General features: G+C 71.9%; 14 protein-coding genes and 1 pseudogene. 7 read left to right on the top strand and 8 right to left on the bottom strand.

From position 1 onward, the window contains the following. The first annotated feature begins 85 nt into the window (after nucleotides 1-85). Nucleotides 86-868: a hypothetical protein gene (locus MCHLDSM_RS35050; protein ID WP_053083006.1), complete on the top strand. Its 783-nt coding sequence runs from the start codon at nucleotides 86-88 to the stop codon at nucleotides 866-868. Here the strand turns inward: MCHLDSM_RS35050 and MCHLDSM_RS16345 are convergent. Beyond that, nucleotides 855-1,472 (bottom strand): dihydrofolate reductase family protein, encoded by a 618-nt coding sequence (locus tag MCHLDSM_RS16345; protein WP_048471162.1) that lies wholly within the window; start codon nucleotides 1,470-1,472, stop codon nucleotides 855-857. The two genes, MCHLDSM_RS35050 and MCHLDSM_RS16345, sit on opposite strands and share 14 nt — an antisense overlap. Before the next feature lie 179 nt (nucleotides 1,473-1,651). Here MCHLDSM_RS16345 and MCHLDSM_RS16350 point away from each other — a divergent pair, with 179 nt between their 5' ends. Together MCHLDSM_RS16350 and MCHLDSM_RS16355 are read left to right on the top strand one after the other, a co-directional pair. Further along, the gene (locus tag MCHLDSM_RS16350; protein ID WP_234714018.1) at nucleotides 1,652-2,842 is read left to right on the top strand and encodes a lycopene cyclase family protein; all 1,191 of its coding nucleotides are present in this window, start codon (nucleotides 1,652-1,654) and stop codon (nucleotides 2,840-2,842) included. A 26-nt stretch (nucleotides 2,843-2,868) separates the two neighbouring features. After that, nucleotides 2,869-3,513, top strand: coding sequence for a pyridoxamine 5'-phosphate oxidase family protein (locus tag MCHLDSM_RS16355; RefSeq protein ID WP_048471028.1), 645 nt, complete (start codon nucleotides 2,869-2,871; stop codon nucleotides 3,511-3,513). Nucleotides 3,514-3,525: 12 nt separating this feature from the next. Here the strand turns inward: MCHLDSM_RS16355 and MCHLDSM_RS16360 are convergent, their stop codons facing one another. Beyond that, nucleotides 3,526-4,332 carry a YhjD/YihY/BrkB family envelope integrity protein gene (locus tag MCHLDSM_RS16360; RefSeq protein WP_053083011.1) on the bottom strand — a complete coding sequence of 269 codons (807 nt, stop codon included), beginning with the start codon at nucleotides 4,330-4,332 and terminating at the stop codon, nucleotides 3,526-3,528. A 45-nt stretch (nucleotides 4,333-4,377) separates the two neighbouring features. Between MCHLDSM_RS16360 and MCHLDSM_RS16365 the strand changes: the two genes are divergently transcribed. Further along, nucleotides 4,378-5,064 (top strand): CDP-alcohol phosphatidyltransferase family protein, encoded by a 687-nt coding sequence (locus tag MCHLDSM_RS16365; RefSeq protein ID WP_082168911.1) that lies wholly within the window; start codon nucleotides 4,378-4,380, stop codon nucleotides 5,062-5,064. Here MCHLDSM_RS16365 and MCHLDSM_RS16370 read toward each other — a convergent pair. Together MCHLDSM_RS16370 and MCHLDSM_RS16375 are read right to left on the bottom strand one after the other, a co-directional pair. After that, a complete protein-coding gene (locus tag MCHLDSM_RS16370) occupies nucleotides 4,967-6,514 on the bottom strand; it encodes a phytoene desaturase family protein (protein ID WP_082168922.1) in 1,548 nt (515 codons plus the stop codon). The genes MCHLDSM_RS16365 and MCHLDSM_RS16370 overlap by 98 nt on opposite strands. Then, nucleotides 6,511-7,644, bottom strand: coding sequence for a glycosyltransferase family 2 protein (locus MCHLDSM_RS16375; RefSeq protein ID WP_201780384.1), 1,134 nt, complete (start codon nucleotides 7,642-7,644; stop codon nucleotides 6,511-6,513). Before MCHLDSM_RS16375 ends, MCHLDSM_RS16370 begins: the two co-directional genes overlap by 4 nt. Nucleotides 7,645-7,743: 99 nt before the next feature. Between MCHLDSM_RS16375 and MCHLDSM_RS16380 the strand changes: the two genes are divergently transcribed. Further along, nucleotides 7,744-8,565 (top strand): carotenoid biosynthesis protein, encoded by an 822-nt coding sequence (locus MCHLDSM_RS16380; protein WP_048471029.1) that lies wholly within the window; start codon nucleotides 7,744-7,746, stop codon nucleotides 8,563-8,565. Continuing rightward, on the top strand, nucleotides 8,562-10,124 hold the full coding sequence (locus tag MCHLDSM_RS16385) for an FAD-dependent oxidoreductase (RefSeq protein ID WP_053083007.1): 1,563 nt from the start codon (nucleotides 8,562-8,564) through the stop codon (nucleotides 10,122-10,124). Before MCHLDSM_RS16380 ends, MCHLDSM_RS16385 begins: the two co-directional genes overlap by 4 nt. 8 nt (nucleotides 10,125-10,132) lie before the next feature. Here the strand turns inward: MCHLDSM_RS16385 and MCHLDSM_RS16390 are convergent, their stop codons facing one another. Beyond that, complete coding sequence (locus MCHLDSM_RS16390) at nucleotides 10,133-10,579, bottom strand: VOC family protein (protein ID WP_048471030.1); 447 nt, start codon at nucleotides 10,577-10,579, stop codon at nucleotides 10,133-10,135. A 192-nt stretch (nucleotides 10,580-10,771) separates the two neighbouring features. Here MCHLDSM_RS16390 and MCHLDSM_RS16395 point away from each other — a divergent pair, with 192 nt between their 5' ends. Further along, nucleotides 10,772-11,719, top strand: a complete 948-nt coding sequence (locus MCHLDSM_RS16395) for a cation transporter (RefSeq protein ID WP_048471031.1) — start codon at nucleotides 10,772-10,774, stop codon at nucleotides 11,717-11,719. A 12-nt stretch (nucleotides 11,720-11,731) separates the two neighbouring features. On the opposite strand, the gene MCHLDSM_RS16400 is transcribed toward MCHLDSM_RS16395, so the two are convergent. From MCHLDSM_RS16400 to MCHLDSM_RS16410, 3 genes and pseudogenes are all read right to left on the bottom strand, one after another. Further along, complete coding sequence (locus MCHLDSM_RS16400; RefSeq protein WP_048471169.1) at nucleotides 11,732-12,022, bottom strand: putative quinol monooxygenase; 291 nt, start codon at nucleotides 12,020-12,022, stop codon at nucleotides 11,732-11,734. A gap of 78 nt (nucleotides 12,023-12,100) precedes the next feature. After that, on the bottom strand, nucleotides 12,101-12,391 hold the full coding sequence (locus tag MCHLDSM_RS16405) for a hypothetical protein (RefSeq protein ID WP_048471170.1): 291 nt from the start codon (nucleotides 12,389-12,391) through the stop codon (nucleotides 12,101-12,103). A gap of 383 nt (nucleotides 12,392-12,774) precedes the next feature. Continuing rightward, nucleotides 12,775-14,106, bottom strand: a pseudogene (locus MCHLDSM_RS16410) (NAD(P)/FAD-dependent oxidoreductase); the annotation flags it as partial. Between the last annotated feature and the right edge of the window lie 56 nt (nucleotides 14,107-14,162).

A 14,162-nucleotide genomic window follows, 5' to 3' on the forward strand; every position in this document is an offset into this window, starting at 1 on the left:
ATGCTACCGACGCCGTGGGGGTGCTCGGCTCTAGAGTGATCCGCCTGACGAGGAGAGGTGCCGCGTGCGAGGAGTTGCCTGGCTCGTGGCCGCGGCACTGGCGCTGGTGGCGGCCTTCGTGGTGGTGCCTCCCCTGGCGGCCGGCGGTGGATACGTCACCATCGGCGACAACACGCCGCTCGCGACAGCGTTCGCGGACAATCTGGTGACATCGTGGACCTCGACCAGCGGTGCGATGACCTCGGGAATGACTGAGCTGATTGATCTTTGGCGCCGTTGGCACGCCATCAAAATCGTCATCTCGGGACTGTCCACGGTGGCGTCGGGCGTGCTCGCCATCCTCCTGTGGAGTCGTTTCCTGCGTGACGACGCCGGTGGTCGCCGACGCCTCGGGTACCCGGTATGCGCAACGCTGGTGACGGTCCTGGCGCTGTGCGCGGTCGTCGTGGTGGCGGCGAACATCCAGGCCACCGCGGCCCCCTTGTCGGCGTTGACGCCCCTCCTTCCGGCCGACCCGCCGCCCGGGGAGCTCCGCGACGTCATGGCGCAGATCCGCAGTGGGCTCGTCGATCCGACCGGCACGTACGCGCAGCGACCCGCGCTGCTCACGCTGGTGGACAGCCAGCGCCGGTATCTGTCGGCGCTCGGGCTGACCGCTTCGGTTCTCGCGGTGATGTTCGCCGCGGCCGGCTTCCGTGCCGGGGCGGCGTGGCGCGCCACGGCGCCGGGCGAGCGCCGTCGCCGACGCACCGTGCTGGGTTTCGCGGTCGCTCTGGCGCTGGCGACCGCCGCCGCAGCGCTGGCCGCGGCCCTGACCTCCGCCACGGATCCGGCCGCCTCGCTGCTGGCGATCTTCACGACCGGATGACACGGAAGCGCAGATGAGCCACGCCCGGCGCGTCGAGGACCCGCTCGAGTTCGAGTTCGGGTGTGCCGGCGGGGAACCCGTCGAAGAGCCGTTCGCCGGAGCCGAGGATCACCGGGCTGATCTGCAGATCGATCTCGTCGACCAGACCCGCGGCGATGGCCTGGCGGGCACACGAGGCGCCGCCGGCGATCGAGATGTCCCTGCCCCCGGCGGCGGCTTCGGCTCGGGCGTAAGCGGATTCGATCCCGTCGGTGACGAAATGGAAGGTCGTGCCGCCGGCCATCTCGACCGGCTCACGTGCATGGTGGGTCAGGACGAACACCGGGCAGTGGTACGGCGGCTCCTCACCCCACCATCCTGTCCAGCCGGAGTCCCCCCATTCGCCCCGGATGGGCCCGAACATGTTGCGCCCCATGATGGTCGCACCGATGCCGTCCATCATGTCGGAGACGACCTGCCGGTTGACGGGATGGTCTTTGTCGGGGCCCAGGTGCCAGCCGTGAAGCCGCTCACCACCGACGCCGAGCGGGTGATCGCGGTCCTGGTGCGGCCCGGCGACGAAGCCGTCGGCGGAGATGGACATCGACAGATTGGTTCTGGGCACAGCGCCTCCGATCACGCGGGTGTTCCTGTCTGACACGCTTCTGACTGCCACGCGTAGCAGAATTCATCGGCCCGACGCAGCCGTTTCGGACCGCTCGCCCGCCGAACTGCTACGTTCGCGGGCGAGACAACCGACGCTCGGTGTCCTTTCGACGAGCTTCTGGGGCGATGATGGGACATATGGACGTGTTGGTGGTCGGCGGCGGCCCCGCCGGGACGGCGCTCGCCGGCGCATGCGGACGGCTGGGGCTGTCCACCGGCCTGGTCGACGTCGCCCCTGACCGCCCGTGGACCGCGACGTACGGCATGTGGAGCCGCGAACTGCCCGCCGATCTGCCGGCCGACGTGGTGGCGGCACGCGCCGCCGGCCGGGTGACGGCGCTGACCGAGCACCACCTCGGCTGGGACTACGCCGTGCTGGACGTGCCCGCCCTGCAGCGCCACCTCACCGACGGGCTGACCGGGGTCACGGTCCACCCCGGGCGGGTGGTCGGCTCCCCCGAGGCCGGTGCGGTCACGCTGGCCGACGGGTCTGCGCTGCGCGCATCGGTCATCGTCGACGCCGGCGGCCAGGCGCGGCCGCTGAACGCCCGCCGTCAACGACGCACCCGCGCGGCGCAGACGGCTTACGGGGTGTTCGTCGACGAAGCCGCGGCCGCGCCGCTGATCGGGCCCGGCGAGGCCCTGTTCATGGACTGGCGGCAGGACCACGGCGAATCCGGCTGGCCCACGTTCCTCTACGTCGTCCCGCTCGGCGGCGGGCGGGTGCTGCTGGAGGAGACGTCGCTGGCCCGCCGGCCGGGTCTGCCCCTGTCCACCCTGCGCCGACGGCTCTACGCCCGGCTGACGCATCATGGCATCACCGTGCCGGACGGCGCTCCGACCGAGAAGGTGGCGTTCCCGGTGGACCAGCCGCGACACCGCGCGCCCGGTGTGCTGGGATTCGGCGCCGCGGCGCCCCTGATCCACCCGGCGACCGGGTTCAGCCTGGCGGCGTCGCTGAACCTGGCGCCACAGGTGGCCGCCGCAATCGCCGCGCATCTGCCCGACGGCCCGGACCGCGCGCTGGCGGCGGCGCGCAACACCGTGTGGCCGTTGCCTGCCCGGGTCGTGCACCACGTGCGGCGCGTCGGCCTGGAAGCACTGCTGCGGATGCCCCCGGCCGACGTTCCGGGCTTCTTCGAACAGTTCTTCGCCCTGCCCGACTCCCACCGCTGGACCTACCTCACCGCCCGCGACGACGTGCGCGGCACCGTCGAGGCGATGACCTGCCTGTTCCGTGCGTCCAACAGTCGGCTGCGCGGCCTCCTCGTCAAGCCGGCGCTGATGCCGCCCCTGCAGACCAACGACCGCGAGAGCTCACCCGCGTGAGGCGGCGCAGCCGCTAGCCTGACGCCATGACACCGTCCACCCGGGTGACCAGGCTGCCGGAGAAGCAGCGCGACAGCCGCGCCGAGTTGTACGCGCTGCTGGACAGCACGCCGCTGGCGACGGTCGCCGTGATCCGCGACGGTCACCCCTCGATCTTCCCGACCGGGTTCGCCCGTATCGCAGACGAATTGGTGATCCACGGGTCGACGGGCTCGCCGTGGCTGCGGGCACTCGCGGCGGGCGCCCCGGCGGCCGTCTCGGTCACCACCCTCGACGGCATCGTGGTCGCGCGCAGCGGTTTCGAGTCGTCGTTCCACTACCGCAGCGCCGCATTGTTCGGCACCTTCAGCCCGGTCCCCGACGCCGACAAAGTGCGCTACCTGGAGACGCTGACCGATGCGTTCATCCCCGGCCGGGTGGCCGAATTGCGCCCCAGCACACGCAAGGAGATCGCGGCCACCGTGGCGCTGCGGCTCGACATCGGCGCGGACAACTGGTCGCTGAAGGTCAGTGACGGCTGGCCCGAGGACCCGGACGAGGACGTGGCCAGCGGCGCGTGGGCCGGGGTGGTCCCGTTGACGGTCCGGGCGGGGGCGCCCCACCCGGCGCCCGACGTGCCCGCCGGCATCCCCGTGCCCGCGTCGGTGCGGGCGCTGGCGGCCGCGGACTGACCCGGCGGCCGCTCAGCCGGCGCGGTTGAGCTGATCGAGCACCACGGTGGCGCGGAACCCGCACAGCACGAGGATGTGCATGATGTAGAGCCACAGCGCCAGAGCCGTCACGGCACCGACGATCGGCAGCCCGCCGAACGGCGCCGACCACGGGATCGGGATCGCCAGGAACAGCACGAAACCCTGCAGGAAGCCCGCCAGGACGGAGCCGGTGCCGAAAGCGCCCACCGCGAGCGCCCGCCACCCGATCCGGCCCGGACCGATCAACCCGAACACGGCCAGCAGCGCCGTCGACACCGTGACCCAGACGATGTGGAAGGCCACGACCACGCCCCACACCGTCGACCATCCGCCGCCCGCGTACAGCGGACCGACGTACGGCGCGGACAGCAGCACCGCGAGCACCAGGAACGGCGCGACCGCCGCCACGCCCAGCAGGCCGGCCCGGCCGCGCCATCCCGTCAGCGTGTCGGGCTCCGCCGACATCTGCACGAACGCGCGCCGCAATCCCTCGCCGTAGAGGCTCGCCGGGAACAGCACCACCAGCGCCTGCACCCACGACATCGACAGCGCCACCCGGGTCAGCGTCCGTAGCGCCTCCGGCGTGCCGTGACCGCCCGGCAACCCGTCGATCCCGGCGTTCATCGCGGTGGTCACGATGTCGTGCCCGGCCAGCGCGCCGACGGCCCACAACGCCGCCAGCGCCAGCGGAACCAGACCGATGACACCGAAATAGGTGGCGCCCGCAGCCCACAGGGCGAGGTCGCTGCCCGGGAACGTGGTCCGCACCCCGGAGGCGAACTGGCGCAGCCGACTCACGGCATGTCCCCCGCCGTCCGGTGCCCGCGCTGGCAGGCTGGCCTCATGACGTCCGACGACTCCGCGCGCGGCGCCGACGACGCCGGCTGGTCGCAGCTGCACGGTGGCGTGCAGCCGTCGCCGGTGGTGCGCGGCTGGTTGCGCATGGTGCGTGTGCTGGCGTCCGGCCCGATCGCCCGGATACCGCCCGACGTGCTGTCGGTGGCCGGCGTGGTCGCGCTGGCGGCGGCCTGGGCCGCCGTGGCGGGGCTCGGCCGGCCCGTCGCCGTCGTCCCACTCGTGCTGCTCGCGGGCGTCCTCGACGGACTCGACGGTGCCGTGGCGTTGCGCACCGGACGGGCCCGTCCGCTCGGCGCGGTCGTCGACTCGGTCGCCGACCGGATCGGCGACCTGCTGCTCGGCGCCACCCTGTACGCCCTGGGCGCACCGACGGCATGGGTGCTGGCCGCGGTGGCGCTGGTGATGCTGCTGGAGTACCTGCGGGCCCGCGCCCAGGCGGTCGGGATGCCGGGCGTCGGATGCGTCACCGTCGCCGAACGCCCCACCCGACTGATCGTGGTCGGGCTGGCCGCCGGCGGGGCGGCGGCGTTCCCGGCGGGCGTGCCGCCGCTGGGCTGGAGTTGGGGCGCGCTGTTCACGATCGTGTGGACCGCTCTCGGATGCGTCGGATTGGCCCAGTTGCTGCGCGGGGTGCGGCGCTCGATGCCGGCGTCGTTCCCGCCGGGCCGATGAGTCCTGCGACGATCTCGGCCGACATCAGCACCAGCGGGATGCCGCCGCCCGGATGCGCGGACCCGCCGACGAGGAACAACCCCGGGATCGGGCTGCGGTTGGCGGGCCGGCGCAGCGCGGCGCGCGGGCCGTGCGACGCGGTGCCGTAGATCGCGCCGCCCGGTGCGCCGGTGCGGCGTTCCAGGTCTGCCGGGGTGATGAGCTCGGTGAAGCGCAGGCGCGGCCGGACGTTGACGCCACGCTCGGCCAGCACATCGAGCACCCGGTCGGCGTAGCGCGCGGCGACCCCGTCGGCGTCCCAGTCGACCCCACGCCCGGGGTCGTGCGCCGGTGCGTTCACCAACACGAACCACCCCTCGGACTCGTCGTCGGGGCGCAGCGCCGGGTCGTCGGGGGCGTGCACGTAGACGGTCGGGTCGACCACGGGACGCGGGTCCGGGCCGAAGATGGCGTCGAACTCCGCGTCGTAGTCGTCGGGAAAGTAGATCCGGTGCGCGGCGCCCGGCACGCGACCCGACAGGCCGAGCAGCATCACGAAGCCGGCCATCGAGCGGGGTGCGCGGCGCAGCGCGCGGGAGATCCGCGCGGGGGCACGGTCGATCAACCGGCCGTACAGCAGCGCCGCGTCGGCATCGCTGACGACCGCGTCCGCCGGGATCTCCCGATCCGCGCACCGCACTCCGCTCACCCGTCCCTCCGCCATCAGCAGACCGTCCACCGTTGTGCCCGTGCGGATCTCGACGCCCAGGTAACTGCAGCGACGGACCAGTTCATCGACGATGCGGCGCAGACCGCCGGGCACGTACCACGCACCGAACTCCTGCTCGACGAACGCGGTCACCGACAGGACCGACGGGGTGCGACGCGGATCGGATCCCGAGTACGTGGCGTAGCGGTTGAGCCACATCCGCAGTCGCGGATCGGTGAACGCACCGCGACCCAGCCCGTCGATGGTGCGCCACGGCGCGACGGCCCGCAGATCGGCCGGCCGGATGCTCATCCGCGCCAGTCGTGACAGCGAAATAGGTTGCCGCAGAACGGGATCGGCGACCAGATCCCACAGTCGGCGGGACCGTTCGTGCAACCGGCGCCACGACTCCCCCGCGCCGGCGCCCAGCGCCGCGTCGATGGCGGCCGGTATCCGTGCGCCGTCGTGGGGGAACACCATCTCGGTGCCATCGGCGAACCGGTAGGCGCAGGCCGGATCGACCGGTGCCACCGTCAGATCCGCCGGTCCGCCGGTGTCGTCGAACAGGTCGGTGAGCAGGTCGGGAACCGTCAGCAGCGAGGGGCCGGTGTCGAAGACGAAGCCCTCGCGTTCGACCACCCCGAGCTTGCCCCCCACCGTCGGCGCCGCCTCGCACACGGTCACGCGGTGCCCGAGCGCGGCCAGCCGGGCCGCGGCGGCCAGCCCGCCCAGACCCGCCCCGACGACGACCACGCGGGTCATACCGGCCGCCCCTTCCAGCGCAGGGTGCCGCGCCACCGCCCGCCCCACGACGACGCGAGCAGGCCCGTCAACGCCACGATCGACAGCGGATGCGCGGCAGCGTCGAGCAGGTCTCCCCTTCCCCCGCGGCGGCACCACCGCCGAGCCGCCACCCGGCCCACGACACCCGCGGCGTAGCCCAGCGCACCCACCCGCGAGCCGGTCAGCGCCGCGACCGCGGGGACGACGTACACGACGCACAGCGCCGTGCCGACCGCGACCGCGCCCACCGGTGACCCGAACGCCGCCCACAGCGACTTGCGGTACCCCTCGCTGAGTTCGCTCCCCGTGGCGTACATCCGGCAGGTGGCCACCGCCGACCCGTCGGCGACGCCGGTCCGGCCGCCGGCCGCGCGCACCGCCCGCGCCAGGTTGATGTCGTCGAGCACCTCGCCCGCCACGGCCTGCCAGCCGCCGGCGCGGGCCAGCGCCGCCGCGTCGACGACGAGGAACTGTCCGTTGGCCACCGCCATCGACGGGCGGCGGGACCGCTCGGCCAGCCGCACCGGGAGCGTGGTCAGCCACGACCACGCCAGCAGGGGTTGCACGAGGCGCCCGAGCACCCCGACGGCGATCTGCCGGGGCCAGGCACTGACGAGCGCCAACGCGCCGGGACCGCGCAGCAGCGCCGCGGTCGCGGCGACGGCGTGCGGGGCGAGGACGACGTCGGCGTCGACGAATGCCAGGATCTCGCCGCGCGCGGCGGCGGTCAGCTGAGCGCACGCGTGCGGCTTGCCCAGCCACCCCGGGGGCGTCGCCGACCCGGTCAGGATCTTCAGCCGCGGATCGCCGTTCGCGGCCCGGCGGACGACCTCGACCGTGCCGTCGGTGGAGCCGTCGTCGAGAACGAGGATCTCCACCTCGGTCAGGCCGCTCTGGGCGAGCACCGACCGGATCGTCGGCCCGATGCGGTGCGCCTCGTCGCGCGCGGGGATCAGCACCGACACCACGGCGCCGACAGGGGCGGGATCGTCGGGCAGCCGCCGCAGCAGCCGAAGATTGAGCAGTTCATGCGCGGTACCCAGGCAGGCGAGCGCGGATCCGACGGCCACGACGGCGCGTAGGATTTCGGCAGGGCGCGCATCGGGCACCTGCAAACTCTACGCAGGTCGACGATGCCCGGCGAAGGAGCCAGCGTCCGCGGCTGGCGCCGCGACGGCTGACAGACTGGAACAGTGGAGGTTCGGCGGGTGGCGGTTGCGGTGCCCCTCGCCCCGGTGCGCACCGGACATGTGGTGTGGACGCTGGTCGCGTCCGCCATCGGTGTACAGATCCTCTACCCCCTGATGCCCGAGGCGTGGCGCACCCAGGTGACCGTGCTCAGCGTCTCCCTCTTCTTTCTCGCTTCTCTGGCAGACACCGGCCGCGTGCACGGGCTGCGCGGTGCGCTCACCCTCGCCGCGGTCGCCGGCGGTGGCGGCCTGGTCGCCGAGTCCGTCGGCGTCGCCACCGGGTGGCCGTTCGGGCACTACGCCTACACCGGGACGCTCGGCCCCGAACTCGTGGGTGTCCCGGTCATCGTGCCGATGGCCTGGGTGATGATGGCGTGGCCGGCGCTGGTGGTCGGCCGCACCCTGATGCGCCGCGGCCCCGCGGTGGTGGCCGTCGCCGCCTACGCGCTGACGGCCTGGGACGTGTTCCTGGATCCGCAGATGGTCGCGGCGGGCCACTGGAGCTGGCTCGACCCGCACCCCAGCCTGCCGCTCATCCCCGGCATCCCGCTGTCCAACTATGCCGGGTGGCTGCTGGTCTCCCTTGTGATGATGACGGCACTGCACCTGCTGCTCCCGCCGTCGCGCGCTTCATCGCCGTCGTGGCCGGCCGCCGCGCTGTACCTGTGGGTCTACTTCTCCTCGGTGATGGCCCACGCCGTCTTCTTCGGCCTGCCCGGCTCCGCGCTCACCGGGGGCGTGCTGATGGGTGTCGTCGCCGTGCCGTTCGCGATCGAAGCGGTCGCCGCGCTGCGGCGAGCCCGCCGGCAGCCACCGATCTCTGAGGAGCCGTCGCCATGAGCAATGCCCTGACCAGCCGCGCCGCACCACTGCGCATGCGTCCGCGGGCTCTCGTCACACCCGACCCGCTGCAGCCGCGTGAGGCGCCCGAGGGCACCGAGGCGGTGATCGTCGGCGGCGGCATCGCGGGCGTCTCGGCGGCGGTCGTCCTCGCCGAGCGTGGGGTCGCGGTGACGCTGCTCGAGGCCGCCGATCACCTCGGCGGACGGTTGGGCGCATGGCCCGAGCGCCTTCCGGACGGCTCCGAGCAGATCATCGAGCACGGGTTCCACGCGTTCTTCCGGCACTACTACACGTGGCGGGCGATCCTGCGCCGCGCCGACCCCGACCTGTCGTTCCTCGCGCCGGTGAAGAGCTACCCCGTGATCTCGGCGGACTGGCCCGCCGAGGACCTGTCCGGGCTGCCCGCGGCGCCGCCGCTGAACCTGCTCGCGCTGGCGCTGCGCTCCAAGAGCCTCACCCGCCGGGAACTGATGACCGCCGACGCCGACACCGGTCGCGCGCTGCTCGCCTACGACCGGGCGACCACGTACGCCGAGTTCGACGACGTCGACGCCGCGACCTTCCTCGACGGGTTCGGGATGACCGAGCGCAGCCGCACCATGCTGTTCGAGGCCTTCGCGCGGTCGTTCTTCTGCAACCAGGGTCAGCTCTCCGCCGCCGAGCTCGTGGCGATGTTCCACTACTACTTCCTCGGCAACCCGGAGGGCATCGGTTTCGACGTACCCGACACCGACTACGCCACCGCGATCTGGGATCCGCTGCGACGACATCTGGAGCGGCACGGCGCCGGCGTTCGGCTGGGGAGGCGCGTCAGCTCACTCGAACCGCAGGGCGTCGGCTGGCGGCTGTCCACCGACGGTGACGTCATCGACACCCGCAATCTGATCCTGGCGCTCGACCCCGGGGCCCTGACATCGTTGGTCGGCGCCTCGGCAGCGACCGCGCAGGCCGCTCCGCTGCTCGCCCAACGCTGCGAAAACCTCACCGTCGCACCACCGTTCGCGGTCAGTCGTATCTGGTTCGACCGCGACGTCGCGCCGGACCGTGCCCCGTTCAGCGCCGTCAGCGGACAGCCCACGCTGGACTCGATCGCCGTCTACTCCCGGTTGGAGGCGCCGAGCATCGACTGGGCGCGCGCCACCGGCGGCTCGATCGTCGAACTGCACTCGTACTCGTGCCGCCTGCCCGACGCCGCCAGTGCCGCCGCCGCACTGCGTAGCGAACTGGCCGTCCTGTGGCCCGAGACCGTCGGCGCGACGATCCTGCACACCCACGACCGGCTCGAAGCCACCGCACCCGCCTTCCCGCCCGGCTCGGCGGGAACGCGGCCGGGAGTGCGCACCGATGCGCGCGGGCTGCGCCTGGCCGGCGACTACATCGACACCCGTTATCTGTCCGGTCTGATGGAACGCTCGGCCATGTCGGGTGTTCTCGCGGCCAACGACGTGCTCGCCGAACTCGGGGTCGCGGCGGAGCCGATTCTCGGGGTGCCGCAACGCGGCCTGCTCGCCGGGCTGCCGCACATCGGCGGCCGGAGCAGCCGCGCGGCGCGGTAGCGCGGATCTCAGCGGCCGGGCAGCCGGGTGGTCACCTCCTGCAGCACCCACTGATTTCCGTCCGGATCGCCGAACGTCGCATGTGAGGTGTAGCTGCTTCCCTGGGCACCCGGCCCAGCGACACGACCGACCGTGCCCGGCCGCGTGAACACCCCGGACTCGTCGTGGAACACCTCGCTCACCTCGACGCCGCGGGCCAGCAATTCCTCCCGGGCGGCCCGGATGTCATCGACCACGAGCAGCAGGCCCCCGACGGAGCCAGGGGTTGCCGCGGACACCCCGTCGCCGAAGATGACGGACGCCGGCGAGCCGGCCGGCGTGACCTGGACGATGCGATAGCCGTCGGTCACGGCGAAATCGGCATCGAGCCGCCAGCCCAGCCGATCGTGGTAGAAGCTCAGTGCCTTGTCGACGTCCGAGACGGGCACGATGACGACCTCGAGTCTGAAATCCATGGTGGATCAGCCACTTTCCTACTCAGTGTCGGAGCCGTGGCGGGACGCGGTTCGACGGTGTGCTGCCCGGTCTGCTGCCGGAATGACCCTGTAACAGCGCCAGGTGCGTCCCGCATTCCCCTGACGGGTCGTAGGCTCGCTCACCATGGCGATGGCGTCACCGTCGGCGGTTCTGCAGCCGAGCGACGAAGCTTGCACACCTACACGCTCACGATGCTCGGGCTGGCTGTCGTCGGCTTCGCCGTCTACGGCATCACCCGCGTCTCGGCGACCCAGCTCGACGGCGTGATCTCACTGATCAACGCCGCCGCGGCGTTCATCGCGGCGCGGTTGGCGGTGGCCTCCTCGCGTCCACCCGATGCCGAGAACCCCTATGGCCGAATGGCTTTGGAGAACCTTTACGCGCTGTTTCGGTCCCTGATGATTCTCGGCGTGGTGCTCGTCGCGGTGGTGACCAATGCGATCAAGGTCATCGACTACCTCGTCACCGGGCAGGGCAGCGAGCCCGAATTCGGGGTGGCCGCGATCTACACCGCCGTCGTCGCCGCCATCGGGCTCGCATTGATGGCGAACCACCGACGCAACAACCGCTCCGTCGGTGACGCGTCGGCCCTGCTGCGCGTCGAAGCCAACGCGGCGAAGATGGCGAGCTTCATCAGTGCCGGCATCTGCGCCTCGCTGGTGATCGTGGCGATCATCCCCGACGGCACCGTCGTCACCTCGGACCGCTTCGACATCAAGGACATCGCCGACAGCATCATCGTGCTCATCCTGTGCGCTGTCCTCGTCGCCGACCCCGTCCGCGAGATCCGGCTCGAATTCGGTCGGCTGTCGGGCCGGCGTTCCGACCCGGATCTCGACGCCGCCGTCCGCGCAGCCATCGAGGCGGTGTCGGACGAGCATCGCGGCGAACTCGACCACGACCTCACCCTGATCGACGCGCTGGCCATCAGCCGGGGCAAGACCACCGAGGTCGATCTGCGGGTGTCCTACACCGGCGCCATGTCGGTGGCCGAACAGGACCTGTTGCGAGCCCGAACGCTCGACGAACTCACCGACCGGGTCGGGCCGATCCGGCTGACGCTGGTGTTCAGCGACTACCCGATCCACGGCATCCCCGCGATCGCCACCGACGGGTGATCAGCCGCGAGGTCACCCGAAAAGCGTTCGGGCGTCGGTGATCCGGTACTCGGACACCGACCCGGACCGGATCGCGCCCCGCTGCTCGTCGCTGGGGCCGCTACCCCGGAACTCCTCGACCGCCGCCGGGGACTCCCACTGCTCGTAGACGTTGATCCGGCCGGGGTCCACCGGATCCGCGCAGATCGCGAAATCACGGCAGCCGGGCGCCGCCCGCGCCTGCCGCACGACGGTCGCGCAGCCCGCGAGGTAGGACTCGCGGTCGGCGGGATCGACCATGAGGTGTCCCGCGACGATGATCATCTGCGCGCTTGCCGGTTCGCCCATCACGAAGGATGGACCGCAGCGGCGCCCCGCAGTCATCGCCGAGCGGCGGGTGCCCTACTCGTCTTCCCCGTCGGACTTGCTCAACGCCCGATCGGCGCTGCGCACGAGATTGCGGTTGAACTGGTACTGAGCCGCGACGAGCTGATCGGCGAGCTCGATGGCGGCATCGACGATCTTGTTCCGGAGCGGCTGGACCGCGTCGGGAACCGCCTCGTCGACCGTCTGGCGGAACAGTCGCAGCGCCTCGGCCACAGCGTGCTGGCCGACCTTGGCCGACTCCCGGACGTCATCGAGGAGATCGCCGGAATGCGTTGTGGGCTTAGCTGTTCCCGATACCTGGGTCATCATGGGTCCTTTCGAGCGGTCGTGTCACCCACGCTCGACGCTAAGCGCGCACACTCCGTCGCGGTACGGACCAAGGTCCTCAATGACCCGCCGACGGTCTGCAGGGTTCCCGACGGTCAGCCGCCCAGTTCGGTGACCGCCGTGTCGAGCGCCGCGGCCTGCATGGAGAGCTCGGCGTCCGCGAGGTCCGTGGCGCCGCCGGTGCGCTCGAGCAGCGCCGCCCGCGAGATCACCTCCATCGCGCCGCGGAACGCGTCGTCGTCGAGTGCCTTCGACGTGATCACCTCGGCGCGGCCCTCGATCAGCACCAGCAGCGCATCGGGGTCCGCGGTCAGCAGACGGCGCACGTCATCGGTCGAGATCGTCATCCCCGCCGGGGGCGACTCGTCGACCGTTTCGTCGCAGTTCGTCCACGTGTAGAGCTGCTCGGGGGAATTCGCGGCACCGAGCATGAACGCCCGGTGATAGCGGTTGGTGCGCGCGATGGTGGCCAGCCAGGTGGCCACGGTGCTGACCCGGTTGCTCAGACCGGTGAGGAACGCGATGTGCAGCACGCCCCAGGCCAGCCAGCCCGGAAAACCCGACATCTTCAGGCGGCCGACCTGCAGCAGAGCGTTCCCGTGGCTGATGTAGGCCGCCGAGCCCAGGTCGCGGTAGCGGTAGTCGCGGCGGGGCCGGTCCGCGAGTTCCCTACGGACGCAGGCGGCGACGTGCAGGCCGCCCTGCATCGCGTTCTCGGCGACACCGGGCAGGTTGTCCCGGCCGACCAGGTCGCCGATCACGAAGATCTCCGGGTGCCCGGGGACCGACAGGTCGGGCGCGACCGCGAGCCGGCCGGCCCGGTCGGTCGTGACCCCGAGGACCTCGGCGACGTGCCGGGCGAACGGCACGGCCTCCACGCCCGCGGTCCAGAGCACCGTGCGGGCCTCGTAATGCTCGGCCGCGCCCCCGGCTTTGGGGGTGACGGTGACCCCCTCGCGGCGCACATCGGTGACGTGCACGCCCATGTGCAACTCGACGCCGAGCTTCTCCAGAGTCTTGGTGGCTTTCGCCGACAGGTCCGGGGCGAACGTCTTGAGCACCCGGTCCCCACCGTCGAAGAGCAGCACCCGGGCGTCCTCGGGCTCGATGCTGTGGAACTCGTTGGCCAGTGTCTGGGTGGCCACTTCGCGGATCTGCCCGGCCAGTTCCACGCCGGTCGGCCCGCCGCCGGCGACGGCGAAGGTGAGCCATGCGGTGCGCTCCGGCCCTGGCGGCAGCGTCTCGGCGATCTCGAACGCGGTGAACAGCCGCTGCCGGATGCTCAGCGCATCGTCGAGGGTCTTCATGCCTGGCGCCCACTGCGCGAAGCTCTCGTTGTCGAAGTAGGACTGGCGCATCCCCGCGGCAATGACGAGCACGTCGTAGTCGAGCGTGAACCGCGACTCGTCCGGTCGCATCGCGGTCAGCCGGCGCGCCCGCGGATCGAGTTCGACGGCCTCACCGAGCAGGATCGTCACATTGCGGTGACGCGCGAACTCCTCGCGCAGCGGACGGCTGATGTGGCCGATGCTGAGCTTGCCCGTCGCGCACTGGTACAGCAGCGGCTGGAACAGGTGTCCCGCCGCACGGTCGAGCAGGGTGACGTCGACGTCCGCCCCGCCGAGCCGGCGCGCGCAGAACAATCCGCCGAACCCTCCACCGATGATCAGCACCCTCGGGCGACCGTTGCTCACCAGGAAAGGCTAATCCCCGGCGGACATCTGTTTCTGACGAAATCCGACCGGGCGTA

It is taken from the genome of Mycolicibacterium chlorophenolicum, assembly GCF_001044235.1.
Classification (GTDB): domain Bacteria; phylum Actinomycetota; class Actinomycetes; order Mycobacteriales; family Mycobacteriaceae; genus Mycobacterium; species Mycobacterium chlorophenolicum.